The organism is Roseovarius sp. (genome assembly GCF_965228755.1).
Classification (GTDB): domain Bacteria; phylum Pseudomonadota; class Alphaproteobacteria; order Rhodobacterales; family Rhodobacteraceae; genus Roseovarius.
In genome coordinates this window covers 66364-92359 of the sequence record NZ_CBDDIG010000004.1, presented here as the reverse complement: position 1 = coordinate 92359, position 25996 = coordinate 66364, and the positions used below count along the sequence as shown (strand labels likewise).

At 63.7% G+C, this 25996-nt stretch carries 24 protein-coding genes and 1 tRNA gene; 16 read left to right on the top strand and 9 right to left on the bottom strand.

The features are described 5' to 3' along the window. Nucleotides 1-8 precede the first annotated feature (8 nt). Nucleotides 9-1319 carry an aspartate aminotransferase family protein gene (locus tag ACO07J_RS02720; RefSeq protein ID WP_422026063.1) on the top strand — a complete coding sequence of 437 codons (1311 nt, stop codon included), beginning with the start codon at nt 9-11 and terminating at the stop codon, nt 1317-1319. Between the two features lie 13 nt (nt 1320-1332). Here the strand turns inward: ACO07J_RS02720 and ACO07J_RS02715 are convergent, their stop codons facing one another. The 3 genes from ACO07J_RS02715 to ACO07J_RS02705 form a co-directional block, all read right to left on the bottom strand. Then, nucleotides 1333-1785 (bottom strand): YHS domain-containing (seleno)protein, encoded by a 453-nt coding sequence (locus tag ACO07J_RS02715; protein ID WP_422026061.1) that lies wholly within the window; start codon nt 1783-1785, stop codon nt 1333-1335. A gap of 96 nt (nt 1786-1881) precedes the next feature. Beyond that, complete coding sequence (locus ACO07J_RS02710; protein WP_422026059.1) at nt 1882-3678, bottom strand: ABC transporter transmembrane domain-containing protein; 1797 nt, start codon at nt 3676-3678, stop codon at nt 1882-1884. 179 nt (nt 3679-3857) lie between these two features. Beyond that, nucleotides 3858-3931: transfer RNA gene (locus ACO07J_RS02705), tRNA-Gly, on the bottom strand. Nucleotides 3932-4130: 199 nt separating this feature from the next. Between ACO07J_RS02705 and ACO07J_RS02700 the strand changes: the two genes are divergently transcribed. The 4 genes from ACO07J_RS02700 (at nt 4131) to ACO07J_RS02685 (ending at nt 6467) form a co-directional block, all read left to right on the top strand. Beyond that, nucleotides 4131-4463, top strand: a complete 333-nt coding sequence (locus ACO07J_RS02700; RefSeq protein ID WP_422026057.1) for a hypothetical protein — start codon at nt 4131-4133, stop codon at nt 4461-4463. Nucleotides 4464-4519: 56 nt separating this feature from the next. Further along, entirely contained in the window at nt 4520-5134 is a 615-nt protein-coding gene (locus tag ACO07J_RS02695) for a c-type cytochrome (RefSeq protein WP_422026055.1), read from the top strand. A 2-nt stretch (nt 5135-5136) separates the two neighbouring features. Beyond that, nucleotides 5137-6042, top strand: coding sequence for a c-type cytochrome (locus ACO07J_RS02690; RefSeq protein WP_422026053.1), 906 nt, complete (start codon nt 5137-5139; stop codon nt 6040-6042). A gap of 119 nt (nt 6043-6161) precedes the next feature. Further along, nucleotides 6162-6467, top strand: coding sequence for an SHOCT domain-containing protein (locus ACO07J_RS02685; protein WP_422026051.1), 306 nt, complete (start codon nt 6162-6164; stop codon nt 6465-6467). Nucleotides 6468-6563: 96 nt separating this feature from the next. Here ACO07J_RS02685 and ACO07J_RS02680 read toward each other — a convergent pair whose 3' ends face one another. Beyond that, nucleotides 6564-8915, bottom strand: a complete 2352-nt coding sequence (locus ACO07J_RS02680; RefSeq protein WP_422026049.1) for a heavy metal translocating P-type ATPase — start codon at nt 8913-8915, stop codon at nt 6564-6566. Nucleotides 8916-9195: 280 nt separating this feature from the next. Here ACO07J_RS02680 and ACO07J_RS02675 point away from each other — a divergent pair, with 280 nt between their 5' ends. From ACO07J_RS02675 to ACO07J_RS02660, 4 genes are all read left to right on the top strand, one after another. Next, nucleotides 9196-9531 carry a hypothetical protein gene (locus tag ACO07J_RS02675; RefSeq protein ID WP_422026047.1) on the top strand — a complete coding sequence of 112 codons (336 nt, stop codon included), beginning with the start codon at nt 9196-9198 and terminating at the stop codon, nt 9529-9531. Nucleotides 9532-9617: 86 nt separating this feature from the next. Next, on the top strand, nt 9618-11801 hold the full coding sequence (locus tag ACO07J_RS02670) for an efflux RND transporter periplasmic adaptor subunit (protein WP_422026045.1): 2184 nt from the start codon (nt 9618-9620) through the stop codon (nt 11799-11801). Next, nucleotides 11798-14977, top strand: coding sequence for an efflux RND transporter permease subunit (locus ACO07J_RS02665; protein ID WP_422026043.1), 3180 nt, complete (start codon nt 11798-11800; stop codon nt 14975-14977). The genes ACO07J_RS02670 and ACO07J_RS02665 overlap by 4 nt, the downstream gene beginning before the upstream one ends. Before the next feature lie 33 nt (nt 14978-15010). Next, nucleotides 15011-15340, top strand: a complete 330-nt coding sequence (locus ACO07J_RS02660; RefSeq protein WP_422026041.1) for a copper-binding protein — start codon at nt 15011-15013, stop codon at nt 15338-15340. 276 nt (nt 15341-15616) lie between these two features. Here ACO07J_RS02660 and ACO07J_RS02655 read toward each other — a convergent pair whose 3' ends face one another. Both ACO07J_RS02655 and ACO07J_RS02650 read right to left on the bottom strand, forming a co-directional pair. Then, on the bottom strand, nt 15617-16387 hold the full coding sequence (locus ACO07J_RS02655; RefSeq protein WP_422026039.1) for an SDR family NAD(P)-dependent oxidoreductase: 771 nt from the start codon (nt 16385-16387) through the stop codon (nt 15617-15619). A gap of 68 nt (nt 16388-16455) precedes the next feature. Then, entirely contained in the window at nt 16456-17262 is an 807-nt protein-coding gene (locus ACO07J_RS02650) for a GlxA family transcriptional regulator (protein ID WP_422026037.1), read from the bottom strand. A gap of 235 nt (nt 17263-17497) precedes the next feature. Here ACO07J_RS02650 and ACO07J_RS02645 point away from each other — a divergent pair, with 235 nt between their 5' ends. The 4 genes from ACO07J_RS02645 (at nt 17498) to ACO07J_RS02630 (ending at nt 20112) form a co-directional block, all read left to right on the top strand. Then, entirely contained in the window at nt 17498-18040 is a 543-nt protein-coding gene (locus ACO07J_RS02645) for a cysteine hydrolase family protein (protein WP_422026035.1), read from the top strand. 15 nt (nt 18041-18055) lie between these two features. Next, complete coding sequence (locus tag ACO07J_RS02640; RefSeq protein ID WP_422026033.1) at nt 18056-18826, top strand: MBL fold metallo-hydrolase; 771 nt, start codon at nt 18056-18058, stop codon at nt 18824-18826. A gap of 3 nt (nt 18827-18829) precedes the next feature. Next, a complete protein-coding gene (locus tag ACO07J_RS02635) occupies nt 18830-19231 on the top strand; it encodes an ester cyclase (protein WP_422026031.1) in 402 nt (133 codons plus the stop codon). A gap of 248 nt (nt 19232-19479) precedes the next feature. Next, nucleotides 19480-20112 (top strand): tyrosine-type recombinase/integrase, encoded by a 633-nt coding sequence (locus ACO07J_RS02630; protein WP_422026029.1) that lies wholly within the window; start codon nt 19480-19482, stop codon nt 20110-20112. A gap of 166 nt (nt 20113-20278) precedes the next feature. Here ACO07J_RS02630 and ACO07J_RS02625 read toward each other — a convergent pair whose 3' ends face one another. Next, nucleotides 20279-21283 (bottom strand): NAD(P)H-dependent flavin oxidoreductase, encoded by a 1005-nt coding sequence (locus ACO07J_RS02625; RefSeq protein ID WP_422026027.1) that lies wholly within the window; start codon nt 21281-21283, stop codon nt 20279-20281. Between the two features lie 12 nt (nt 21284-21295). Then, the gene (locus ACO07J_RS02620) at nt 21296-22303 is read right to left on the bottom strand and encodes an NADP-dependent oxidoreductase (RefSeq protein WP_422026025.1); all 1008 of its coding nucleotides are present in this window, start codon (nt 22301-22303) and stop codon (nt 21296-21298) included. A 131-nt stretch (nt 22304-22434) separates the two neighbouring features. Here ACO07J_RS02620 and ACO07J_RS02615 point away from each other — a divergent pair, with 131 nt between their 5' ends. Beyond that, entirely contained in the window at nt 22435-23346 is a 912-nt protein-coding gene (locus ACO07J_RS02615; protein ID WP_422026023.1) for a LysR family transcriptional regulator, read from the top strand. A gap of 12 nt (nt 23347-23358) precedes the next feature. On the opposite strand, the gene ACO07J_RS02610 is transcribed toward ACO07J_RS02615, so the two are convergent. Continuing rightward, nucleotides 23359-23841 carry an Lrp/AsnC family transcriptional regulator gene (locus ACO07J_RS02610; RefSeq protein ID WP_422026021.1) on the bottom strand — a complete coding sequence of 161 codons (483 nt, stop codon included), beginning with the start codon at nt 23839-23841 and terminating at the stop codon, nt 23359-23361. Nucleotides 23842-23958: 117 nt separating this feature from the next. On the opposite strand from ACO07J_RS02610, the gene ACO07J_RS02605 reads away from it, so the two are divergent. Further along, nucleotides 23959-25131: an MFS transporter gene (locus ACO07J_RS02605; RefSeq protein WP_422026020.1), complete on the top strand. Its 1173-nt coding sequence runs from the start codon at nt 23959-23961 to the stop codon at nt 25129-25131. Nucleotides 25132-25624: 493 nt separating this feature from the next. Further along, a complete protein-coding gene (locus ACO07J_RS02600) occupies nt 25625-25912 on the top strand; it encodes a hypothetical protein (protein ID WP_422026018.1) in 288 nt (95 codons plus the stop codon). The last annotated feature ends 84 nt before the right edge of the window (nt 25913-25996 follow it).

Below are 25996 nucleotides of genomic sequence, written 5' to 3'. Positions count from 1 at the left end.
GAGATGACATGAAAGAGCTTGCCACCGACTGGAGCACGCAAGGCACCGCCCGCCGCCGCGACACCTACTATGCCGCGACGCTGAAGAAATTCGTGCCCTTCCGCGACCCGATCGTCTTCCGCAAGGGCTCGATGCAATACCTGTGGGACGCCGAGGACAACAAGTATATCGACCTGCTCGGCATGAATGTCTGCATCTCGGTCGGCCATTCCCACCCCACGGTGGTGAAGGCGGCCCAGGCACAGGCGGCCGAGCTCACCCATTGCACCACGATGTTTTACCACCCGGTGCCCGCCCACCTGGCCGAGGAACTCGTGGAAACCCTTCCGCAGGGGCCCGACTGGGTCGTGCATTTCTGCAATTCCGGCGCCGAGGCGATAGACCTCGCCATGACCATCGCCCGCACCCATACCGGCAATCTCGACCTGCTGGCGCTGCGTACCGCCTATCACGGTCCCACCGCGGCAGCACAATCGGTCACCGGCATTTCCGGCTGGCGCCACCCCGGCATGCCCGGCAACGTGGCCTTCGTGGCCGATCCCAACCAGTATCGCGGCATCTTCGGCGAGAACGCGGGCGCCGCGCCCTATCTCGACGAGATCGAGCGCACCATCGCCACCGCCACCAACGGGCGGCTGGCCGGCATGCTGGTGGAATCGGTGCAGGGCTATGGCGGGATCATCCCGATGCCCGAGGGCTACATGTCCGGCGCGGCCGAGCGGGTGCGCGCGGCCGGCGGGCTCTACATCGCCGACGAGGTCCAGTCGGGCTTCGGCCGCACCGGCGACAACATGTGGGGGTTCGAGGCCGACGGCGTGATCCCCGACATCATCGTCATGGCCAAGGGCATCGGCAACGGCTTCCCCCTCGCCGCCGTGGTGACGAAGCGCGAGATCGCCGAACCGATGGCGGAAAAGTTCCTGTTCCACACCTACGGCGCCAACCCGACAAGCTGCGCGGCGGGCCGCGCGGTTCTTCAGGTGATGCGCGAGGAGAAGGTGCGGCTCAACGCCCGCACCGTCGGCGCGGCCCTTCTCGAACGGCTGCAGGACCTGAAGCAGAAGCACGAGGCCATCGGCGACGTCCGCGGCCGCGGGCTGATGCTGGCCATCGAGATGGTCAAGGACCGCAAGACAAAGGAGCCCGACCGCGAAACGACCTCGGCCGTCTTCGAGGCCTGCCGCGAAAGCCGGCTGATCCTGTCGAAATCGGGGCCGACCCAGTCGGTTCTTCGCATGGTGCCGCCGATGTGCCTGTCGCTCAACGATGTCGACGAGGTGGCCGACGGGCTCGACCGGGCCTTCTCGGCCCTGGGCTGAGCCTGCGGAGACCCTATTTCGTCAGGGGCTCGGGCCAGGTGGCGTCTGCCCGGGCGACATTGCCCGGAATATCCTCGGACCAGATGTCTCGAACCTCTTGGCTGTAGTTGAGATACAGCTTGCCGTCATGCACCGTCCAAGCGTCGGGCGCCGTGGGCGCGACGGCACCTTTCGACGCCGCGTAGGCGCAATAGCCGCCGTATTGCGGGGCGTAGGCGCCGGGGTTCGCCTCGAACCTCTCGCGGTTGGCGGCGGTGGAGAAACGCCATTCCGCACCCTGCCACGTGACGGCATGCGCGGGGTTGCCCATGACCGGTGCGCCTTCGGTGAAATACGTGACCGGGTCGTAGCCGCCGATGGCCGCGCCGTCCACGGAATAGATTTCCGGTTCCGACGCCCGGGCGAGGCGCGGAAGGACAAGCAGCGCCGCGGCGGCGGCAATCAGGAAGAAGCGGCGGGTCGGCATCGCGGGCTCCGGCGTTGGGACAGGCTTCACCGGTTTACGCGCAGAGCGACCCGTCGCGATAGCCCCGCTACGCGAACGTGACCCCGCGTGAGCGGCCTACGCGGCCTGCCCGTCGGTGAACTGCAGCCGGGCCAGCCGGGCGTAAAGACCGTCCTCGGCCACGAGACTGTCATGCGTGCCCTCGGCGGCGATACGGCCCTGGTCCATCACGATGATCCGGTCGGCCTTCTTCACCGTGGCCAGCCTGTGGGCCACGATGATCGTGGTACAGCGGCGCGACATCCGGTCCACCGCCTCCTGCACTGCCCGCTCGCTCTCGGCATCCAGCGCGCTGGTCGCCTCGTCCAGAAGCAGAACAGGGGCGTCGCGCAGAATGGCGCGGGCGATGGCGATGCGCTGTTTCTGGCCGCCCGACAGCATCACGCCCCGCTCCCCGACATAGGTGTCGTAGCCCTCGGGCAGCGCGGCAATGAAGTCATGGGCGGCTGCGGCCTTCGCGGCGGCCTCGACCTCCTCGTCCGTGGCATCCAGACGGCCGAACCGGATGTTCTCGCGCGCCGAGGCGGCAAAGATCACCGGGTCCTGCGGCACCAGCGCCAGCGCCTTGCGGAATTCCGGTCGGGCCATTTCATTCAGCGGCACGCCGTCGAGGGTAACGGTGCCCGACTCCGGATCGTAGAAGCGCAGGATCATCTGGATGATCGTGGTCTTCCCCGCCCCAGACGGGCCGACGATGGCCACCGTCTCGCCCGGCGCAATCGACAGGCTGAGATGGTCGAGCGCCGCGGTCTGCGGGCGCGACGGATAGGTGAAACTCACGTCGTGAAAGCCGATCGCCCCCTGCACCTTTTCCGGCAGGCGCCGTGGCTCGGCCGGGTCCTGCACCGCGTCCTCGGCCCGCAGGAGCTCGACCAGCCGCTCGGTCGCCCCGGCCGCGCGCTGCAGCTCGCCCCAGATCTCCGACAGGGCGGCGACCGCCCCGGCCACCATGATCGAGTAGATCACGAACTGCACCAGCATGCCCACGCTCATGCCCCCTGCCCGCACGTCGCGCGCGCCGATCCACAGCACGCAGACCACGCCGGTAAAGACGAGGAAAATGACGATAATGGTCATCAGCGCCCGGGTCGAAATGCGGCGGCGGGCCGAGGTGTAACTCTCTTCGGTCACCTCGCCGAACCGGTCGCGGCTCGCACCCTCGTGCGTGAAGGCCTGGACCGTCTGGACGCTGGTCAGCGCCTCGGACGCGTTCCCGGAACTCCGCGCGATCCAGTCCTGGTTCTCGCGGCTGAGCTGCCGCAGCCGCCGGCCCAGCGTCAGGATCGGCACGATGATCACCGGCACGATCAGCAGCACCATCAGAGTGAGCTTGGTCGACGTAAACAGCATCAACGCCAGCCCGCCCGCAAAGATCAGGAGGTTGCGCAGCGCAATCGACACCGAGGAGCCGATGACCGACAGGATCAGCGTGGTATCCGTGGTGATCCGGCTCAGCACCTCTCCGGTCATGATGTTTTCGAAATAGGCCGGACTCATGCCGATCACGCGGCCGAACACCGCCTTGCGAATGTCGGCCACCACGCGCTCGCCCAGCCTGGAAACCAGCGCATAGCGCAGCCCCGTTCCGATCGCCAGAAGGCCGGCGATGACGATCGCTGCCACGAAATACCTGTCGAGCAGGGCACCATCCTCGACCCGGAAATTGTCGATCACCCGGCGCACCGCCATCGGCAGGACAAGCGACACCGTCGCCGTCAGGATCAGCGCCAGGATGGCCGCCCCGGCCAGCATCCGGTAGGGCCTGATGAAGGGCCACAAATCGGCCAGCGGGCCCACACTTCTGGATTTGTCCCGTTCGATCCGATCCGCGCCGTTTTCGGCCCTGCGCACCATATTTCGCCCTCGCCTCTTGCTGTCCCGGCTTCTTGAACGCCCTGTGCAGACGGGTCAAGGCCCGTTCCCGTAACCGGCCAATGGGCCGCACCCGCAGGAATGCCGTCAGGCGGCATGTTCCCACGAACCCCGGTTCACCGCGGCGCGAAAGGTACCAAGATCGTCGATAAAGGATAGCCTGGAGCGGGCGACGGGAATCGAACCCGTATCATCAGCTTGGAAGGCTGAGGTCTTACCATTACACAACGCCCGCTCAACACTGCAGACCAATATTTCATGCAGATAAAAGGGTCAAGTGCCGCGTATTGAACGGCCCATGCCTGCCTTTCATTCGCTCCGCGATGAATGGCAGCTATTGGTTCCCAGCAATACAGCGCCTGATCTTGCCGGCTTCCCGATGTTTCGCCAAGCCATGTTGACAAAGGTGCCGATGCCCCCTCATGTTTTGCGGCATGACTGGTATGACCTGCCGGATTGCATATCTGGCTGCACGTTTCATGATTGCTTTCGCGGTGCTGCTCGCAGTTATGGGCTCGCCTGCATCCGCCCATACCGGTGGGCCGAATGAGACAGCGTTCTCAATCCAGCAGGACAGCAAGGATGCAGAGGCGTTTGTTGCCGACACATGCTGCCACAAGGCCGGCACGTGTGTGGTGACTTTCCTGCCCGTCAGCCCGGCCATGACGCCCCTCGATGCCGAGGCCACCGCCTTGGAGCACGGGTTCGCCCCGGTGCGCCACGCATCCCTAGCCTCGGCGAAGGACCCGCCCCCGCCGCGCGCCTGACCGATGGACCCTGCCCTCACGGGGGCTGAACTCTATCGGATCAAGGGAGACAAGGAATGACTTTCAGACGACTGCTACTTGGCGGGGCCGCCATCGCCGGCCTGTCCGCCGCTGCCTTCGCGCATTCAGGGGCCACCGGTGTGGTCAAGGAACGCATGGAGGCGATGAAATCCATGGGCGAGGCGATCAAACGGATCAAGCCGATGATGTCAGGCGAGTCCGAATACGACGCGGCCGCGGTGAAAAAGGCGGCCGAGACAATTGCCGCCGAGGCGGGCGCGGCGATGACGAACAAGTTCCCCGAAGGCTCGACCGATGCCCCCTCGGAAGTCCTGCCGCGCGCATGGGAGGAATGGGACCGCTTCACCGCCCTTTCCGCGCAGCTCGAGATGGCGGCCGACGGGCTTGCGCTGGCCTCGGGCAACGGGCTGCATGGCGACGGTCACATGATGGGCGGCCAGTCCGGCATGATGGGTGAGAACATGATGGGCGAGTCCATGATGGGAAACGCGTCGGGCATGATGGGCAATGGCATGATGATGGGCGACGGCGCATTTCCCGACGGGATGACTGCGGAGCATATCGGCCAGATGCCGGCTGACGGTGCCTTCATGATGGTCACCCAGACCTGTTCGGCCTGTCATGACCGGTATCGGAAGGACGAGGACTGATCATGCGCCGCATACTGAGTGTTCTGCTTGCCCTTGCCGCAGTGGTTGGGGTGGGCGGGGTTTCGCTGGCGGTTTGGCCGATTGGAGAGCCCCCCGAGTTGGCCGAGCGCACGGGAGACCCGCAGCGTGGCGGTTACCTGGCGCGGGCCGGCGGGTGTATCGCCTGTCATTCCGACCCGGGCTCGGGCCGCCCGGCGCTGACCGGCGGGGCGCAGTTCACAACCGCCTTCGGTACCTTCGTGCCGCCGAACCTGACCACCCACCCCACGGCGGGGATCGGGGCGTGGACGATCGACGATTTCGCCCGAGCCGTGCGGCAGGGCGTGGCGCCGGACGGCTCGCCCTATTACCCGGCCTTTCCCTATGCCTTCTACGGTCACCTGAGCGATCAGGACATTGCCGATCTCTGGGCGGCCTTTCGGGGTGTGAAGGCACAGGAGGTCACGGCCGGGGCAAATGACTTGACCTTCCCCTTCAACCTGCGCTTCGGGCTGAAGATATGGCGCGCGATCTACGGGGGCGGCCCGCCGACAGACCCTATGGACGGGCGGTCGGAGACCTGGAACCGGGGGCGGTGGCTGGTCAACGGACTGGGGCATTGCGGGGCCTGTCACACCGACCGGAACCTCGCCGGCGGACGGCGGGCCGATGCCTATCTTGCCGGAAGCGACGACCTGCCGGATCGCGGCAAGGCGCCGCCCATCCGGCCCGGGGATCTGCGCGAGGCCGGCTGGACCGTGTCGTCGCTCGCGTTCGGGCTGAAATCGGGCGCGATGCCGGATGGCGACACGTTCGGCAGCGGCATGGGCGAGGTCGTGCGGCATGGCACCGCGTGGCTGTCGCAGGCCGACAGAGAGGCGATCGCCGCCTACCTGTTGGACGAGGACACGGCCGGAGACGGGGGCTGAGGCGTGAACCTCGCGGGAACGTGATTGCCGCGGTCAGACGTCTTGACCTGCGTCAATGCATCCCGGCGTCGCCACGCCGATCATCGAACGCGTTTCTTGTTTCAATGCAGGAGGCCCTCATGCTGGGCTACGCACTCGCCACCGTCCTATTCGCAACCCCGGCCATGGCCGACACCGAGCGGTATGGCCACATGATGGACTGGGGTTATGGCTATGGCATGGGCATGTTCTTCGGGCCGGTGCTGTGGATCCTGATACTGGGACTCGTCGTGGCCGGTATTATTTGGCTTGTGCGCAGATTGGATCACGGCATGCCGGAGCAAGGCGCGTCGAATGCCATGAAGGAACTGGACATGCGGCTTGCCCGCGGCGAGATCGACGCCGAGGATTATTCCGCGCGCAAGAAGCTGCTCAGCAACAGTTGATCGCCGGGCGCGTGTGACCGTGCGCACGAGAAGGTTGCCCCATAGACAAGGACTAGGACCGAAGACAGAACTCCGGCCCGTGCCATGGGCCTTCCCTCAGAGTTTAAGGCCGCGCAGGCGCAGGGCGTTGCCGATCACCGATACCGATGATAGTGACATCGCCGCTGCCGCGATCATCGGCGACAGGAGCAATCCGAAGACCGGGTAGAGGATGCCCGCCGCCACCGGCACACCCGCCGCGTTGTAGACGAACGCGAAGAACAGGTTCTGCTTGATGTTTCGTAGCGTCGCCCGGGCCAGCTTGCGGGCACGGACGATGCCGGTGAGATCGCCACCCAGCAAGGTGATGCCCGCGCTCTCCACAGCCACGTCGGCACCTGTCCCCATGGCTATGCCCACATCGGCCGCGGCCAGCGCGGGAGCGTCGTTCACCCCGTCGCCGGCCATGGCGACGAAGGCGCCGGCTGCGTGCAACTCGTCGACCAGCGCCTTTTTGTCCTCTGGCAGCACACCGGCGCGCACCTCGTCGATGCCAAGCTGTCCGGCCACCGCCTCGGCGGTGCGCCGGTTGTCACCGGTCGCCATGATGACGCGAAGTCCCTGCGCGTGCAGTTCCCGGATCGCCCCTTCGGTCGTGTCCTTGATCGGATCGGCCACGGCGACGATGCCGGCGATCGCGCCGTCGATGGCGATGAACATCGCGGTCTTGCCCTCGGCGCGCAACGTGTCGGCCTGCGCCTCGGCCGGGCCGGTCTCCAGCGCGAGCGCCTGCATCATGGCAGGGTTACCTAGGGCCACGCTCTTACCGTCGACCTCGCCCTTGACGCCCTTGCCGGTGATAGCCTCGAAGTCGGTGGCGCGGGCGGGTTTCAGGCCGCGGTCGCGGGCGCCGTTGACGATGGCCTCGGCCAGTGGATGTTCGGAACCAGTTTCCAGAGCAGCGGCGACGGTGAGCACGTCTTCCTCGCCCAGGCCGGTGAGGGGAATGACATCCGTCAGCCGCGGGCGGCCCTCGGTCAGGGTGCCGGTCTTGTCGACGATAAGCGTATCGACCTTGGCCATGCGTTCCAGCGCCTCGGCATCCTTGATGAGCACGCCCGCCTGCGCCCCGCGCCCGGCGGCGGTGGTGATCGAAATGGGCGTGGCAAGGCCAAGCGCACAGGGGCACGCGATGATCAGCACCGACACCGCCGAAACGATGGCAAAGGCCAGCGCCGGATCGGGACCGACAGCCAGCCACGTGCCGAAGGCGATAAGGGCAATCGCGACGACCGTCGGCACGAAGATCTCCGACACCTTGTCGGCAAGGCCCTGGATCGGCGCCTTGGACCGGCGGGCGCCGGCGACCATGTCGACGATCTGGGCCAGAACCGTATCGGCGCCGACTTGGGTGGCGCGGATCGCCAGCGTGCCGTTCTTGTTGATCGTGCCGCCGGTGACGCGGTCGCCCTCGGTCTTTTCCACCGGGACGGGTTCGCCCGTGATCATGCTTTCATCGACCGAGGAATGCCCCTCGACAACCGCGGCATCGACCGGGATGGAATCGCCTGGGCGCACGCGGAGCATGTCGCCCTCGACCACGTTTTCAAGCGGCGCGTCGTATTCGGTGCCGTCGGGCAGGATGCGCCGTGCGGTCTTGGGCGCAAGATCCATCAGGGCGCGGATGGCGTCGCCAGTGCGCTCCCGGGCGCGCAGTTCGAGAACCTGCCCTACAAAGATCAGCGCGACGATCACGACCGCCGCCTCGTAATACGTGCCCACACCCGCGCCCATGCGATATTCGTCGGGGAAGAGGCCGGGAAGGAATGTGGCGAAGAGAGAGTAGGTATAGGCCGCACCAACGCCCAGCGAGATCAGCGTCCACATGTTGGGGGAGGCATTGCGGATCGAGTCGAGCCCACGACTGAAGAAGGGCCGCGCGGCCCACAGGACGATGGGCGTGGCCAGCGCAAACTCGATATAGACAGAAAGCTCGTGACCAAGCCAGTGGCGGAGGTTCAGACCCACCATCTCGCCCATCGTGAGAATCATGAGCGGCACGGCGGCCCCCGCGCTGACCCAGAGGCGGCGGGTGAAATCGGTCAGTTCTTCGCTGGGCTCGTCGCTGGGCACCATGGGTTCCAGCGCCATTCCGCAGATCGGGCAGGATCCGGCCTCCTCGCGAATGATTTCGGGGTGCATCGGGCAGGTCCATTGCGTACCGGCGGCGACGTTGGTCTTTGCCTTTTTGGCGTTGCCGGAGGCATAGAAATAGGGATCCTCGCGAAAGCTTTCCCGGCACCCATCGGAGCAGAAATGGAAACTCTGACCGTCATATTCTTCGGTCCGTGTGTCCGTCGTGACCTGCACGGTCATGCCGCAGATCGGATCGGTCGCGGTTTCGACATCCGGTGGGAAGTCGGGGCCGTTGGAATGGTGGTGAGGGGAGTGATGTGCGTGCCCAGTCATGGCTGTCTCCTTGTCCGTGCAAAAGCATATAGGGCTTCCAGTGACTGGAAGGTCAAGGCATTGCGCCGGATCCACGCCTAAAAGAAAAAGGTGAATTATTTCCGTCAGTTGATCGATATCAGGCGCGACATGCCCGGCATCCATCCCTCTGCCATGGACGGCTTCACGAAAAATTGGGGCCTTTCCCGGCGTTCCGGTTCGGGTTCGGCTGGACAGTGACGGAAACCCGCGTATTGTCACGCGCATGAGACAGCTGCGGCCCGCACTTGCACGGTTCCTGATGGTCTGGCTCGTGGCGGGTTTCGTCATGGGCGCCATTGGCATGGGCGCGTCCGGGGCCGGAATGGCCGCGGAGTCGTCGAATGTGGCCGCCCATGTTGCGCAAGCGACCATGGCGCCGGGACATGACTGCAACGATTCCGCGAAGACAGGCGCCCAGATGCAGAAGGGCCACGGGGCCTGCCCAATGACTGTCTGCTGTTTCCCGGAAGGCTCGCACGTTGGAGTCGTGACGCCGGACTTCGTGTTGGTGCCGGCCCGCCACGTGCTTTCGGCCGAACCGCGCCTGACCCAGGCGGAGCCGGAACGGGCGAAGAAACCCCCGAGACTGACCTGATCTTCTGACTTCGGCGACCCGGGTGAGCCCGGGCGGATCTGTCGCCGCGGTGCACCCGCGGGACGTCAAGAGACAGGTAATTTGCGATGCGTGGACGATATTTCGCGCTGGCGCTGATGGCGCTGGCGGCGGGGGCTGCAGGCGGTGTCTGGTACGAGCGCCAGCGGCTGGCACAGGCGGCGGAAGCCGGCGACGAGGGGCCGCAGATCCTTTACTGGGTGGCACCGATGGACCCAAATTTCCGCAAGGACGGGCCGGGAAAATCCCCCATGGGAATGGATCTGATCCCGGTTTACGAGGGCGAAGAGCCGTCGGGAGACCCGGAAGAGGTGACGCTGTCGGCGGCCGAGGTGAACACGATCGGCGTGCGCAGCGCGGTGGCCCGGGTCGAGGAAATCTCGCGACGCATCGAGACGGTGGGCTTCGTGGATTACGACGAGCACGCCACGAGCCACATCCATACCCGGGTGGAAGGCTGGATCGAGCGGCTGGAACTGCGGGCGGTGGGCGACGAGGTGGCCGAGGGCGACCTGCTGTTCGACCTCTACGCGCCCGAGATCACCATCGCGAGTTCGGAGCTGATGCGCGCCACGCAGGCGGGGAACGCCGCCGAGATTTCCATCGCGCGCACGAAGCTGATGAATTTCGGCGTGAGCGCGCAACAGATCGAGGAGATGGCAACCGCCGACCGCCCGGCCCAGCGCATCCGGTTCTACGCGCCGCAGGATGGCGTGGTCTATGCGCTCAACGCCGCCGACGGGATGTATCTGCAGCCCGACACGCGAGCGATGTCCCTGGCCGATACGTCTTCGGTATGGCTACTGGTCGACGTGTTCGAACGTGACATGGGGCTGTTGACCGAGGATATGACGGCCGAGGCGCGATTCGATCACCTGCCGGGGCGGCTGTTCGCCGGTGAGATCGACTACATCTTCCCCGAGCTCGACGCCGAGACACGCACACTTCGGGTGCGGCTGCGGTTCGACAATGCCGACGGTCTGCTGCGGCCCAACATGTTCGCCAACGTGGCGCTCGTGCCGTCTCAGGGCCGTGAGGCGCTGACGGTGCCGTCGGAGGCGGTCATCCGTACCGGACGGGCGGAACGGGTTATCCTGCGTCTGGCGGATGGCAGTTTTCGGCCGCGCCTCGTGACGACCGGCCTGCGGGGCGGATTCGGCGCGGGCCAGCGGACCGAGATCGTGCAGGGGTTGGCCCCGGGCGACGAGGTGGTCGCCTCGGCGCAGTTCCTGATCGACAGCGAGAGCGCACTCAATGCCGGGATGATGCGGTTCGCGCCGACCGAGGCGGAGCCTGTCACCGGCAAGGGTGTGTTGGTGTCACTGGAGGCCGGGCAACGGCAGGCACGGATCGCGCACGCGGCGATCGAGCCGCTGGGATGGCCGGCGATGGAGACGGTGTTCGCGATCCGCAGCGACGTGTATCTCGACGATCTTGAGGAAGGCCAGGAGGTCGAGTTCGAGGCTGTCCGCGGGGCGGACGGGCTGATCGCGCTGACGAAGCTGGGCCGCGATGACGGGGTCGACGCTACCGGGAAAGGCATCGTTAACGCTGTGACGCCCGAGGGCAAGCTGACCGTCAGCCATGACCCGATCCCGGCGCTTGGGTGGCCGGCGATGAAGATGGATCTCGACGTGAACGGGGTTGATACCGCGTCCATTCCGCTGGGGGAGCCGGTGACATTCGACCTTGCCTTCGGCGAAGATGGCATGGTGGCCATCGTGGCCGTGCGCGCGGCGGACGGGATGGACATGCCACCGGCCTCGGACACAACGGAAGAGCCGGCCGCGGCGCCGCTTACCGTGGATGGCCGCATCGAAACCGTCGACGTGGAAACGCGGACGGCCACCATCGCCCACGGGCCAATCAAGGAAATCGGGATGCCCGGGATGACCATGGAGTTCGCCCTGTCCGAAACCCTGGACGCGGCGGCTCTGCCGGTCGGGGAAGAGCTGACGCTGAGCTTCATCCGGCCAGACGGCATGACCATGGTGCTTGACGGTTTCGAGGCAAAGCCTGCGCCGATGACGGTCACCGGGACGATCAACAGCGTTGATGCTGCCAGCGGCATGGCCAATATCACCCATGGCCCGATCACCGAGATCGGCATGCCCGGAATGACCATGGATTTCACGCTGGACAGCAGCGTTGACCCCGTAACCCTGCCAGTGGGCCGGGAAACCGGCTTGCTGCTGGTTCAGGGGTCAGACATGAGCCTTTCGCTGGCCGGAACCGTGGAGCTGGGCCAATGATCCCCGCGCTGATCCGCTGGTCGGTCGGGAACCGGTTCATCGTGATCGTGCTGGCGCTGTTTCTCGGCGCGGCCGGGGTCTGGGCCCTGAGAAGCACCCCGGTCGATGCGATCCCTGACCTCTCGGACGTGCAGGTGATCATCAAGACGCCCTATGCTGGCCAGGCGCCGCAGGTGGTGGAGGATCAGGTCACCTATCCGATCACCACGGCCATGCTGTCGGTGCCGGGCGCGGTTGACGTGCGCGGGTTTTCGTTCTTTGGCGACAGCTATGTCTATGTCGTCTTCGAGGATGGCACCGATCTCTACTGGGCGCGCTCGCGAGTGCTGGAGTATCTCGCACAGGTCCAGTCGCGCCTGCCCGCGGGGGTGAACCCCGAACTCGGGCCGGATGCCACCGGGGTCGGCTGGATCTACCAGTACGTCCTGGTCGACCGGACGGGCGGGCATGACCTGTCACAGCTCCGGACCTTGCAGGACTGGTTCCTGAAATTCGAGCTGCAAACGGTCGAGGGCGTGTCGGAGGTGGCCACGATCGGGGGCATGGTCAAGCAGTACCAGGTGGTGGTCGACCCCAACAAGCTGCGGGCGTTCGACATCCCTCTGGCCAAGCTGCGGGCGGCGATCGGGGCGGCCAACCGCGAGAGCGGCGGCAGCGTGATCGAGATGGCCGAGTCCGAGTACATGGTGCGCGCCACGGGCTACGTCGACAGTATCGAGGATCTCGCCGAGATACCGCTGATGGTGAACGACCGCGGCGCCGCGGTGACGCTGGGCGACGTGGCAGAGATCAGGCTCGGGCCGCAGATGCGGCGCGGCGTGGGCGAGTTCAACGGCGAGGGCGACGCGGTGGGCGCGGTGGTCGTCATGCGCTGGGGCGAAAATGCCCTCGCCACGATCAAGGCGGTGGAGGAGAAACTCAATATCCTGCGCGAGTCCCTGCCTGAGGGTGTGGAGATCGTCACCACTTATGACCGGTCGGGCGTGATCGAACGGGCGATCGACAACCTCAAAAAAAAGCTCGGGGAGGAGCTCCTCGTCGTGGTGCTCGTCTGCGGGGCGTTCCTGTTACACTTGCGCTCGTCGCTGGTGATCGTGCTGTTCCTGCCGCTGGGGGTCCTTGCGGCCTTCGCGGTGATGCGCCTGCAGGGGGTGAACGCGAATATCATGTCGCTGGGCGGGATCGCCATCGCCATCGGGGCGATGGTGGATGCCGCCGTGGTTATGATCGAGGCGATGCACCGGAAGATGGAGGGCAAGCGCCTGTCGTCCGACGAGCGTTGGCAGGCCGCCAGAGATGCCGCCGCCGAGGTGGGGCCGGCGCTCTTCTACTCGCTGGCGATCATCACGGTGAGCTTCCTGCCGGTCTTTGTGCTGGAGGCGCAGGAGGGCCGGCTCTTCAAGCCGCTGGCCTTCACCAAGACCTATGCCATGGCCGGGGCGGCGATCCTGTCGGTGACACTGGTGCCGGTGCTGATGGGGTATTTCATCCGCGGCAGGATCGTAGCCGAACGGCGCAACCCGCTCAATGTACTGTGCCAGTGGATCTACCGGCCGTTCCTCGATGCCGCCGTGGCGTGGCCCTGGGCGACGACGCTTCTGGCGGCGGCGCTGGTGGTGTCGATGTGGCACCCGTTGCAGCGGCTGGGTACGGAGTTCATGCCGGAACTGAACGAGGGCGATTTCCTCTACATGCCGTCGCTTTATCCCGGCGTGTCGATCGGCAAGGCGCGGGAGGTGCTGCAACAGACCAACCGGATGATCGCACAGGTGCCCGAGGTGGACACCGTCCACGGCAAGCTGGGCCGCGCCGATACGGCCACCGACCCCGCGCCACTGACCATGATCGAGACGACGATCCAGCTGAAACCGAAAGAGGCATGGCGGCCCGGCGTGACGATGGACGACATCCGGGCCGAGCTTGACCGTCGGGTGCAGGTGCCGGGCGTAACCAACGTGTGGATCCAGCCCATCAAGAACCGGATCGACATGCTGGCCACGGGGGTAAAAACACCGGTGGGGGTGAAAGTGTCCGGCGCTGATCTGAGCGTGATCGAGGAAATCGCGGTGGCTGTGGAACAGGCTGTGGCGGATATTCCCGGCACCACCTCGGCCTATGCCGAACGGCCCGTGGGCGGGCGGTTCATCGAAATCGACATCGACCGGGCTGCCGCCGCGCGCTACCTGTTGTCGATCGAGGATGTGCAGCAGGTGGTTCAGACCGCCATCGGCGGCCAGACCATCGCGGAATCCGTCGAGGGGCTGGAGCGTTTTCCAATCAACCTGCGCTATCCGCGCGACTGGCGCGACAGCCCCGACCGGCTGGAGGATCTGCCAATCGTCACGCCCTCTGGGGCGCATATCCCGCTGGGGGCGGTGGCCGAGGTCAAGCTGGTCGACGGGCCGGGCATGATCCGGTCCGAGAACGCCCGGCGCACCGGCTTCGTCTTCATCGACATCGCCGGGCGCGACCTTGGCAGCTACGTGTCTGAGGCGCAGCGGGTGGTGGCCGAAAAGGTCGATCTGCCACCGGGCTACGCCATCGCGTGGTCGGGGCAGTACGAATATATCGAGCGGGTGCAGGAGCGGCTGGGGTTGGTGGCGCCGGCGACGCTGTTGATCATCACGCTGATGCTGTTCATGGCCTTCAACCGGGTCACCGAGGTGGCAATCATCCTGCTGGCGCTTCCGGTGGCGCTGGCCGGGGGCGTGTGGCTGATCTTCTACCTCGGCTATGCTGTGTCGGTCGCCGTACTGGTGGGCTTCATTGCGCTCGCGGGCGTGGCCGTGGAAACGGCCATCGTCATGCTGCTCTATCTCAACCTCGCCTGGGACCGGCGCGTGCTGGCCGCCAAGGAACAGGGCCGGCAGGTGAACCGCGAGGATATCGAGACAGCCGTGTTCGAGGGCGCACTATTACGGCTGAGGCCCAAGCTGATGACGGTTGCGACCATCTTCGCCGGCCTCATCCCCATCATGTATGGCGACGCGACCGGCTCGGAAGTGATGCAGCGGATCGCGGCGCCGATGCTGGGCGGGATGGCCACGGCCACGATCCTGACGCTGTTCGTCATCCCGGCGATCTTCGTGATCTGGAAGCGCTTCGCGCTCCGGCGCGTCAACAGCCAGATGTGGCAGCCCGTCCGCCCTTTCCACTCAACCCAGCCCGGCGAATGACCGGGTCCATCAAACGCAAAAAGGAGACCCAACATGCGTAAATTCCTGCTTTCGCTTGCCTTCGCCGCGACAGCCCCGGCCCTGGCGCTGGCCAGCGAGGATCATACCGGGCACGACATGTCCTCGCACGAGGGCATGGCGGGCATTCACGCCGAGGCCACCGTCAACAGCATCGACGGTGACAAGGCGAACGTCACGCACGGCCCCATCGCCGAGATCGGCTGGCCCGCGATGACGATGGACCTGACCCTGCTCGAAGGCGCCGAAACCGACGGCGTCGAGGCCGGCGACGACGTGATGATGATGCTCGAAAAGGGCGATGACGGCATGTACGCCATCCGCGCGCTAATGCCGAAAGAGTAAGGCGGGCTCGTCGCGGAGAGCGCGCCCGTGCCCGGAAACGGTCGGTCGCGCTTGAGCAACCGAAATCGGGTGAACGCCAAAAAGCGGACGTTGGGCTGAAACGCAGCGAAGGTCAGGAAACCGCCCCGACCGTCCGATCATGCAAATTCGGCCCATACCTGCCATTCATCGGACCAGGCTACGCTGCAATGCAGCTTCACCGAACCGGCCATTCGCTACAACCGCAAGATCTGTGCGATCCTCAAGGTCGGCTCTGCGGACAGAGCTGCCATTCAGTCAGGGAAGACTTAGCTGCGCCATTCGCCCGCCATCGACAGTGAAAACCTGGCCAGTGATGAAACTTGCATCTGCTGAAGCAAGGAAGGCAACGAGTGCGGCCACCTCTTCCGGCGACCCCGTGCGCCGAAGAGGATGAATGCGCCCGATCTCCTTGCGAAAGGTTTCGGGGTCCCGCCTGCTATCAATCATGGTCTGGTTGAGATCCGTGTCGATCCATCCCGGGGCAATAGCGTTGCAGCGTATGCCTTCTTGGCCGTGATCGACAGCGACGGCGCGTGTCAGGCCGTGCAGCCCGGACTTCGACGCACAATATGCAGCGTGACCGGGATTCGCGGCCAGACCCTCAATGGAGCCGGTGTTGATGATGCTGCCCCGTGTTGCGCGCAGATGCGGCAGCGCGGCCCTGATCATAAGGAAGGGGGCCGTCAGATTGACGAAAAGCGTTTTTTGCCAGTCTTCAAGCTTCATCTCCTCAGCGGTGGCTTCCTGCATGACTCCGGCATTGTTGACAAGGATATCCAACCGGCCTGCAAGCTTGATGACAGCGTCCACGACGCGGGCCGGAGCCTCCGGATCGGTGAAGTCGGCAGAGATGGATTCGAAATCGGAGGCTTCTCCTCGTTGTGCCGTAACTACGGAAGCTCCCTCTTTTTGTAACCTCATAGCAATAGCAAGCCCCATCCCGGACCGCCCTCCGGTCACGAGTGCAACTTTGCCGACGAGGCGTCTGGAATAGGCATTTATGTAGGGATCAGTATTTCCTGTCATCAGTATACTCATAGGGTTTACGTTTTCAGAAGATTGCCTGGTTTTCATCAAGGATAGCTTGAGCGGTCTCACGCATGGAAGCGCTGGCGGTATTCTCCCGGCGTCAGTCCGACAATCCTGTGGAAGATCTTGCGGAAGGCGCCAACGTCGGAATAGCCAACCTCCCACGAGATGCGCTCAACCGGCAGACGACCGAACTGCAGCAACTCTTGGGCCTTCGCGACCCGCAGCCGCTGTGCGTATTCCGTGGTAGTCAAGCCAGTGGCCCTCTGGAACCGACGGAGCAAGGTGCGTTCCTCCAACCCGGCTTCTTCCGCCAGGGTCGCAAGCCGCGCCTCCTTGCCCTCCTGCCGCTGCAGGAAGTGCTGGACCTTCAGGATCGCCGCGTCGCCATGGCTTAGACGGGGCGAGAACCCGCTGTAATACCGCTGTTCGCGTCCCGGAGGGTCGACCAGCATCATCCGCGCTGTCGCGGCCATGACCACCGGGCCCAGGAACCGGTCGACCAGCTTGAGCCCCAGGTCGGTCCAGGACATCAAGCCGCCCGCCGAGAGAATGTCGCCGCCATCGATGATGAGGCGATCCGGGTCCAGATCGACCTCCGGAAACCGTTCAGCGAACGCATCGGCATAAGCCCAGTGCGTCGTGGCTGAGCGCCCGGCCAGAAGCCCCGTCTCGGCCAGCAGGAACGCTCCGCCGCAGACGGAGGCCAGCACGGCCCCCTCGCCGTGGCGCTCCCGGAGCCAGGCCGCGATCGGCGCGGCAGTCTCGGCGCTGATCGGCGCCTCCAGCGAGGACGGCAGGATCAGGACATGGCAGGGTTCATCGGCAGCCCCCGGCATATCCTGCAACTTGCCTGCGCCCGCCTCGATCATCCTTGTCCGAAGCACGTGCACGCCTGCGCCCGCAGCCGGCGTCAGGCGGACCGCTATGTGAAAGAGGTCCTCCAGACCCATGGCGGCCGAGCGCTGAGCGCCAGGATAGAGGACGATACCAATCCGGATTTCTGACACTTGTCGATATCGCCCCTCTTTATGTCGATTGCGCCAATGGTGGGCAATCTGGGGATCCACCACATTGGCGTCAAGTCAAACGAAGGAAGGAAATCCCATGTCGAACCGTGCTATCGTCGTCATCGACCTGCAGAACGAATACTGGCCGGGCGGCAACCTGCCGCTGGAAGGCATCGACGCCGCGGCCGCCAACGCCGCGCGCGTCATCGCTCATGGCCGCAATCAAGGCGACCTGATCGTCAACATCCGCCACGAGATGCCCGGCGCGCCAATCTTCGTGCCAGGCTCGGATGGGGTGGACATCAACGAGATCGTCGCCCCCGCCGAGGGCGAGCCGGTGATCACCAAGAACTTCCCGAACTCCTTCCGCGAAACCGTCCTGAAGGCGCTGCTGGACGAGAAGGGCAATGAGGAGGTCGTCGTGGTCGGCGCCATGAGCCACATGTGCGTCGACGCCACCGTCCGCGCAGCCAATGACTTCGGCTACACGACCACCACCATCCATGACGCCTGCGCGACCCGCGAGCTGGAATTCAACGGCGCCACCGTTCCGGCCGCCCATGTCCAGACCGCGATGATGTCCGCGCTGGCCTTCTTCTACGGCGAGGTCATCTCGACCGACGCCTTCATCGCTCGCTAAGCCGGAGATCCTGCTATGAAAATCCACCAGATCCGCAATGCCACCCTGATCGTCACCTTCGGCGGTAAGCGCTTCCTCGTCGATCCCTACCTGGCCGAAAAGGATGCCTATCCTGGCTTCGAGGGCACTGTGAACAGCGAGATCCGCAACCCGCGCGTCGACCTGAGCACGCCGATGGAAACCATCCTCGACTTTGACGCCCTGATCCTGACGCACCTGCACGCCGACCACTTCGACGAGGCCGCCATGAAGCTGCTGCCGCGCGACACGCCGGTCTTCGTGCAGGATTATTCGGATGCGGAGCTGATCAAGTCCATGGGTTTCACCGATGTCCGCCCCCTCGGGATCGAGACCACATTCGAAGGCGTCACCCTGTCGCGTACCCGTGGTCAGCACGGCTCGGATCAGGCCTATGTCTACGGTGCCGAACTGCTGGGCAACGTGATGGGCGTGGTGTTCCGGGCCGAGGGCGAAAAGACGCTCTATCTCGCCGGTGACACGGTCTGGAACCAGATGGTTGCGACGAACCTGGAGATGTTCAAACCCGACGTGATCGTGCTGGCCGCCGGCGATGCACAAGTGCCGGGCCTCGGCTCCATCATCATGGGCACGGCCGATATCAAGGCAGTTCACGACGCGGCACCCGAAGCGCAGATCATCGCCAGCCACATGGAATCCGTGAACCACTGCGTTCTCAGCCGAGCCGAACTGGCATCCTTCGCCGATACAAACGGCATGACCGCGCGCCTGTCGATCCCGGCAGACGACGCCGTGCTGGAGTTCTGAGCGATGAGCGAGACCAACAAGGCAACCGTTCGCGCCTTCTACGAGGCGCTGAACGACCGCCGGTTCGACGATCTGGCGCAATACTGCCACCCGGATTTCGTGTTCTACCATCAAGTGGACACGCCCCACCCGGGCGTCGCGGGTTTCCGCGCCTCCGAAGAAAAGAACCTCGCCGCCTACGACGAGTGGCAGATGCCGCTGATCGACATGATCGCGGAAGGCAACCAGGTGGCCGCCTACCTCGTCTTCGAAGGCATCCATGCCCGCGACTGGGCCGGCATCCCCGCTTCGGGACGCAAGCTGCGCTTCTCGCTCTTCATGAAGCTGACGCTCAAGGACGGACTGATCATCGAGAAGCGCGCGCATTTCGACCGCGCGGATATCCGTGCGCAGCTGACTGACTAAGTCCTCAGCGGTGCCGGGCCCCGCTTGTTCGAGGCCCGGTTTCAAGTTTTTCGTTCTGCCAAAAGATTCACGGCTTTTTATGACAGCACCGCTCATTTTCGAGGATCGGTAGCATCGCTGCGTGAATCACGGATGTCGCAACAGGGCTCCTTCCAGACCGTCTCTGCAGGCGCAACTTTCAATGATATGAACTACTGCCAACGTCGGGTTGGCGTTGAGGCAGGGAGTGGCGGATCGGAGTAACCGCCATGACAATTGCGAACTTACCTGCCATTCGAGCCGGCAGACCAGCTTGGAACAAAGGCCGTGTTATCGGCCAGAAGCGACCCTTGCTGCCTAAGCACGTCTGGGCAATTCGCGTTCGTCTTGAGATCGCCGAGAAACACCGGGACTTAGCTCTTTTCAACCTCGCCATCGACAGCAAACTGCGAGGGTGTGATCTGGTAAAGCTCAAGGTGACCGACGTCTATGCTTCCGGCCAAGTGAAGGAGCGCGCTTCGGTTGTCCAAAGCAAGACGCAGAGTTCGGTGCGTTTCGAGATCACAGAGGGCACACGCAAGTCGCTCGCGCGATGGATGGATGAACCGCTAATGGTTGGCTCAGAATTTCTCTGGCCCGGCCGGTTTCATGAGCGCCTCCACATATCGACGCGGCAATACGCCCGCCTCGTGCGGGACTGGGTGATTTCTATTGGATTGGATGCCACGTCCTACGGCACGCACTCGATGCGCCGGACCAAGGTTGCACAAATCTACAAGAAGACCGGGAACCTGCGTGCCGTGCAGCTCCTGCTCGGTCACACTAAGATGGACAGCACCGTCCGATATCTCGGGGTTGAGCTTGAAGATGCGCTCGCAATTGCGGAAGCAGTGGAGATCTGAACGATACGGGCCGGTCGGTCGCGGCCGGCCCATTGCGGACATTCAAGCAGAACGCAGTGGAAGTCCGCTCTGCAGCGATTTCTGGTCAATTAAATCATCAAACCCACGAACGTTAAACTACCATGTGTCCAAGTGACACCTGGAAATCTAACTTCTCTCAAATCAATCATCCAAGCTTCGACGCAAGGCACGCCGATGCTTCCAGGGCTTCCACCAAGAGGCCTTCGATAATCTGTTCCGCAGACTCGACCCGTCTCACGAAACAGGCGGATTGCCCCATATCGATCATGCCTTGACGGTAGTCGCCGGATTGAATTGCCTGCCACGTCGTGCCCCCGGCGACCAAGGGGCGATACTGCTCAAAATCGGTGATACCTTCCCGCTCGAGCGCGAGAACTTTCCCGGTGGCTTCGTTCGAAAGCACTCTGTGGTGATGATTGAAGATCGACTGCACGATCTCGGTATCGGTGCCGTCGCTTTCGACGATCCTGGCCTTGAGATTTTCATGTGGAACCGCCTGCGCCGCGGCCATCATACGCGTTCCCATCAGCACTCCCTCGCAGCCCATCGCAAGAGCTGCGGCCAGCTGGCTGCCATGTCCGATACCGCCACCCAAGATCACGGGAACGGGAATTTCCTGTGCGCCGTGCGCGCCTTGCACGAAGCTGCCCACCATCTTCGGCCCTGGATGACCGCCGCATTCAGCGCCGACAAGGATCACCGCGTCCACGCCCATCCTTGCCGCCGATTTGCCGTGTCGTACGGTCGGAACCTTGTGAAGAATTTTCACGCCTGCCTCCCTGAGGGGAGGCAGGAGAGAATCCGGCCGTCCGCCCGACGTTTCGACGAAGGGCACACCCATGTTGCAGACCACGTCCACAAGCCGCATGAGATCCTGTGACCGGTCCTCCTGGCTGGAAATATAGAGATTGACGCCAAACCGGTCGCTGCCCGCGAGCTCGCGGCATTTCATGATCTCGTCCCTGAGTTGGCCCGGATCCGGGAAGGTCAGCGCGGAGAGAAAACCGGTCGCCCCAGCGTGAACGACCGGCGCCACAAGTTCTGCACGGCCGAGCCACATCATGCCACCCACAAGGACCGGATAGCGGACGCCCAGTTCGCGGGTGACCCACGTATCAAAGTCGATCTTGCTCGCATCATTGGTGCTCATCTCATCGGCTCCTCAATCCAGCCTGACCAGTTGCTTTCCGAAGTTCTCGCCCCGCAGCATTCGGGTGAACGCTTCCGGCACGGTTTCGATGCCCTCCGAAACATCCTCGCGGGTCTTCAACAGGCCTTGCCTGTACCACGACAGCAGGTCCGCCTTGGCTGTCGTGTAGTCCGCCTCGAAATCATCGAGCAGAAAGCCCTGGATGCAGGCACGCTTGATCATGATCTGGCGCAGGTGCCGCATGCCGATATCCGGCTCGTCGAAACGGTCGGCCAGGGCGATTGTCCCCACGACGACAACGCGGCCGTTGACGTTCAGGTTCAGCATGGCGGCGTCGTGGGCGGGCCCGGCCGTGTTGTCGAGAAATACGTCGACACCGTCAGGACAGGCCTCTGCCACGTCGGCGACGATGTCCTGCGTGGTCCGGTGATTGATACCTGTGCGATACCCAAGCTCCCTGCACCACGCGATCTTCTCATCCGTGCCGGCGATGGCAACGGGATCGAGCCCCTTGATCCGCGCGATCTGGCCGGCGATCTGGCCGACGGCGCCGGAAGCCGCGCTGATCAGCACCGTCTCCCCCTTCTTCGGCGCGCCGGAGCGGAGCAAGGAAAAGTAGGCTGTCATGCCGGGCATGCCGAGGTAGCTGAGGCAGGACTGAACCGGTGCGTCGGTGTCATCGACCCGGGTGGCGGATTGCGCCGGCAGGACCGTGTAGGACTGCCAGCCGAAATGATCGCTCGTCACGATGTCACCGGGGGCGAAGTGAGGTGAGTTCGAGGAGACCACTTCGCCCACGCCGCCACCGCGCATCATGTCTCCGGGGGCGAGCCCGGCGGCATAGTTTTTCGCCGGGCTGATCCTGCCGCGCATGTATGGGTCGACGCTGAGCCATTGCGTTCGAACGAGAAGCTGGTCGCCTTCGATATCGGGTATCGGCATATCCCGAAGGTCCCAGTTGTCGGTTTGCGGCATTCCCGAGGGATGAGATTTCAGGAACCATGTCGGATTCTCTTTCATGACGGCGACCCCTTCATTTGCGCAGCTTGCAGACGCGTGTGAGACATTGCGGACAGGTTAATCCATTTCGAATTTCGTGATAATGGGCGATGCGTAATTGAAACCATTTCGAAATGTGGAATAATGCCGCGATGGATATGATCACCGCCATGCAAGTTCTGAACGAGGTCGCCCGGTCGGGCAGTTTCGTGGCGGCCAGCCGCAAGCTGTCGATGTCGGCGGCATCGGTGAGCCGCATCGTGGCAGATCTCGAAGCCGACCTGAGCGTGAGGCTCATCAACCGCACGACCCGGCAATTGAACCTGACGGATGCGGGGGAGGAATTCGTCCTGCGCTCGTCGTCGCTGCTCGAAGAGGTGGAGGAGCTTCGCGACGCGATAAAGGACCGCCACGATACCCCGCATGGCCGGTTGCGGATATCCTGCGTCACAGGCTTCGGAAATGACTGTCTGTCACCGGTCCTTCCCGTTTTCCTGGAACGTTTCCCCGACCTTCAGGTCGAACTGGAGCTTGAGAACCGCAAGGTGGACCTCCTGGAAGACCACGTCGATGTGGCGATCCGTGTCGGGCCTTTGCCCTCATCCTCGCTCATTTCGGTGCATATCGCGACGCAGAAGATTCTATTCGTCGCCACCCCGGCATTCTGCCAGAGATACGGCACGCCGAAGACACTCGAAGACCTCGAAGGACTACCATCCGCAATGCAGGTCTCCGGCGAATGGGGCAAGACCCATCACTTTCGGCTTGGTGAGGATCGCATCTCTTTCGACGTCCCCCGGAACGTGACGATGAGTTCGACGGTCGCGACCAAGAACGCCGTCATGTCGGATTATGGCTACAGCCTTCTGAGTGACTTTTCCGTGGCCAGGGAACTCGAAGATGGGCGACTGATCCGGCTTCTGCCGGACTACGAGCCGGTCGAGCAGCCCGTCTACGCCCTCTTCGCCCACCGACGTTACGTGCCTCGCAAGGTGCGGGCCTTCATCGACTTCCTCAAGGCCGAGTTCAGGCAACCGCAGGGACGCGGCAAGAGCCCTAGGTGAAATGGCGTCTCGTCACGCCGCCGGGATCGGCGCCGGTCCCCGCTCGATGAATGTCGACAGGGTGATGTAGCTGCGGACAGCCCGGACCCCCTCGAGGCTCTGTATCTCCATCAGGAAACTCTCAAGCGCCTCGGTGTCGATGGCGCGCACCTTGACCAGCACGCAGCCGTCGCCGGCGACAGTGTGCAGCTCCTCCACCTCGGGTCTTTCGGCGAATTTCAACAGCTCGCGCGTGGCGCTGTAGCTGCTCGTGTCCACCACGAGGAATGTCAGCAGCGTGCGGCCAAGCTTGCACCCGTCGAGGACAGCCACGGTGCCCTTGATCACCCCGTCGCGCTTCAACCGTTTGACCCGGTCGTGAACCGCGGGCGCCGAAAGATTGGCTATCTCGCTGAGTTCGGCGTAGCTCCGAGACGAGTCTTCCGAAAGCGCGCCTAATATCTTTCGGTCGATATTGTCGAGTTCGGCAGGCTGGTGCCTGGTTTGCCGAACCACATCTGTTTCTTTCCTGAAAATCGCCATGGCGGGTTTATCTCCGAACCTCATGTCTCATATGCGCCATGTAATCGAATTTCATTCGAACGCAACACGCAGAAAATCGGAGAGATCCTCATGCCGGTCGCACTTTTCGCGCTGGCGATTGGCGCATTCGGTATCGGCCTTACCGAATTCGTCGTCGCCGGCATCCTTCCCCAGATCGCCCGGGACTTCCGGGTCGAGATCCCGGCAGCCGGGCTCATGGCAACCACCTATGCCCTCGGCGTTTTTGTCGGCGCGCCGATCCTGACGGTGTTCGGCGCGAAGATCCCCCGCAAGACGATGTTGATCGGCTTGGCCCTGATCTTCACGCTCGGCAATATCGTGACCGCCCTTGCGCCGAACCTCACACTCGCGCTTGTGGGACGGGTTCTCACGGCCTTCAACCACGGCACCTTTTTCGGCATCGGGTCGATCATCGCAGCGTCGCTGGTCGCGACAGACAAGCAGGCGAGCGCCATCGCCTTCATGTTCTCGGGCTTGACGCTGGCAAACCTCTTTGGCGTACCCGCCGGAACATGGTTGGCGCAGGTGTTCGACTGGCGCCTCGTCTTCTGGCTGATCGCAGCGATCGGCCTTGTGACCGTGGCCAGCGTCGCCACCCTGGTCCCTCGCATCGAGCCGGGCAAGGCCATCGCACTCAGGGCCGAGCTGCGCGCGTTCGTCGATCCGCAGGTTCTGCTCGCCATGGGGATCACGGTGTTCGGCCCGGCCGCATTCTTCACATCCATCACCTATATCGCCCCCATGATGGCGGAGGAGGCCGGGTTTTCAGACGCCGGTATCGCGCGGATCATGATCCTCTTTGGACTTGGGCTGGCGGTCGGAAATTGGCTTGGCGGACGGTTTGCGGACAAATCCCTGTTCGGAACGCTCTTCGTCACCCTGGCAGCGCAGGCCGCGGTCCTCTTGATCTTCTGGCTTGGCGTGGGCAGTGGCGTCATCGCCTCGGCGTCCGTCTTCCTGATGGCAGCGTTCGGATTTGCCACCGTGTCCCCGATTCAGAAGCTTGTCATGGACCGAGCCAGCAGAGCGGGAGCGCCGACGATGGCTGCATCCGTGAACATCGGCATGTTCAATCTTGGGAATGCCATTGGCGCCTGGGTCGGTGGTGCAACCATCGCGGTCGGCCTCGGGCTTGCCTCGCCGAACTGGGCGGGCGCAATTCTGTCCCTCATCGCATTCGGGCTGGCTGTGATTGCGTGGACGAGCAATCGTCGAGCTTATGATATGGCACCTGCCGAGTAAGCAAGCCGAACCGCCATCAATCGGAATTATCAGATGATGCAAAAAGTTGAGCCGACCTTTCTGTCGGTGGGGGGCGGCTCAACCTTTGGCGCATCGGAGTGAAAATGGTATGCGACCCTGCATTTCGGGCCTTACCGATGAAAGTGGGCGGAGACCTCGAAGCTGCAGTACTTCAAAAAGCAATTCGGACTTCTGATCGAAGCAACATGGCTTAATTTCAGCATTGCCGACATTGGCCGCCTGCGCAGCGAAAGACCGCTGTCCGCCCGATCTAGCACGGCAGCGAAGGGCGCGGACGGAACATTTACATAATTATGGACATTATCGGAACTGGGTCGGCGGGCACCAAGTTGTAAAGTTCGTTTCCTCCTCCTTTTGTCTTACTTTTGAATCCACTTTGGAAAGAAGATTCCCTTCATTTCAGCGGCAGTAGCTTTGGCAAGGGGCGTGATCTCGCCTCATCGTTCGACTTGGTGCTGCGGCAGATCGATACTTGCGCAAGCTCTTCATCCGCGGACCTCGAACGGTGCAACATCTCTTGCGTTACAGGGCGTCGCCGATAACGGCATGGGCAGACGGGCTGACGGCGCGCCCGCATGTTAACGTCGCTGCGGTCGCCATGTCTAACAAGATGGCACGTATGGCCTGGGCTGGCCTGACGAAGGGGGGAGACATCGACCGACTTACTGGTAGTCTGTTTTTATCCATTGTGATGGATCGCATTAAGACCAACCTCTGTTTTGAGGCGAAGACCAACCTGCCGTGGACCATCGATGTGTAAGAACTCGTCGCGGCCAGTTCCCTGTCATTCACCAAAGCCGCGGCGTTCCGGCGTTCGTTGAGGTCGCAATCTGCGCTGTAGACC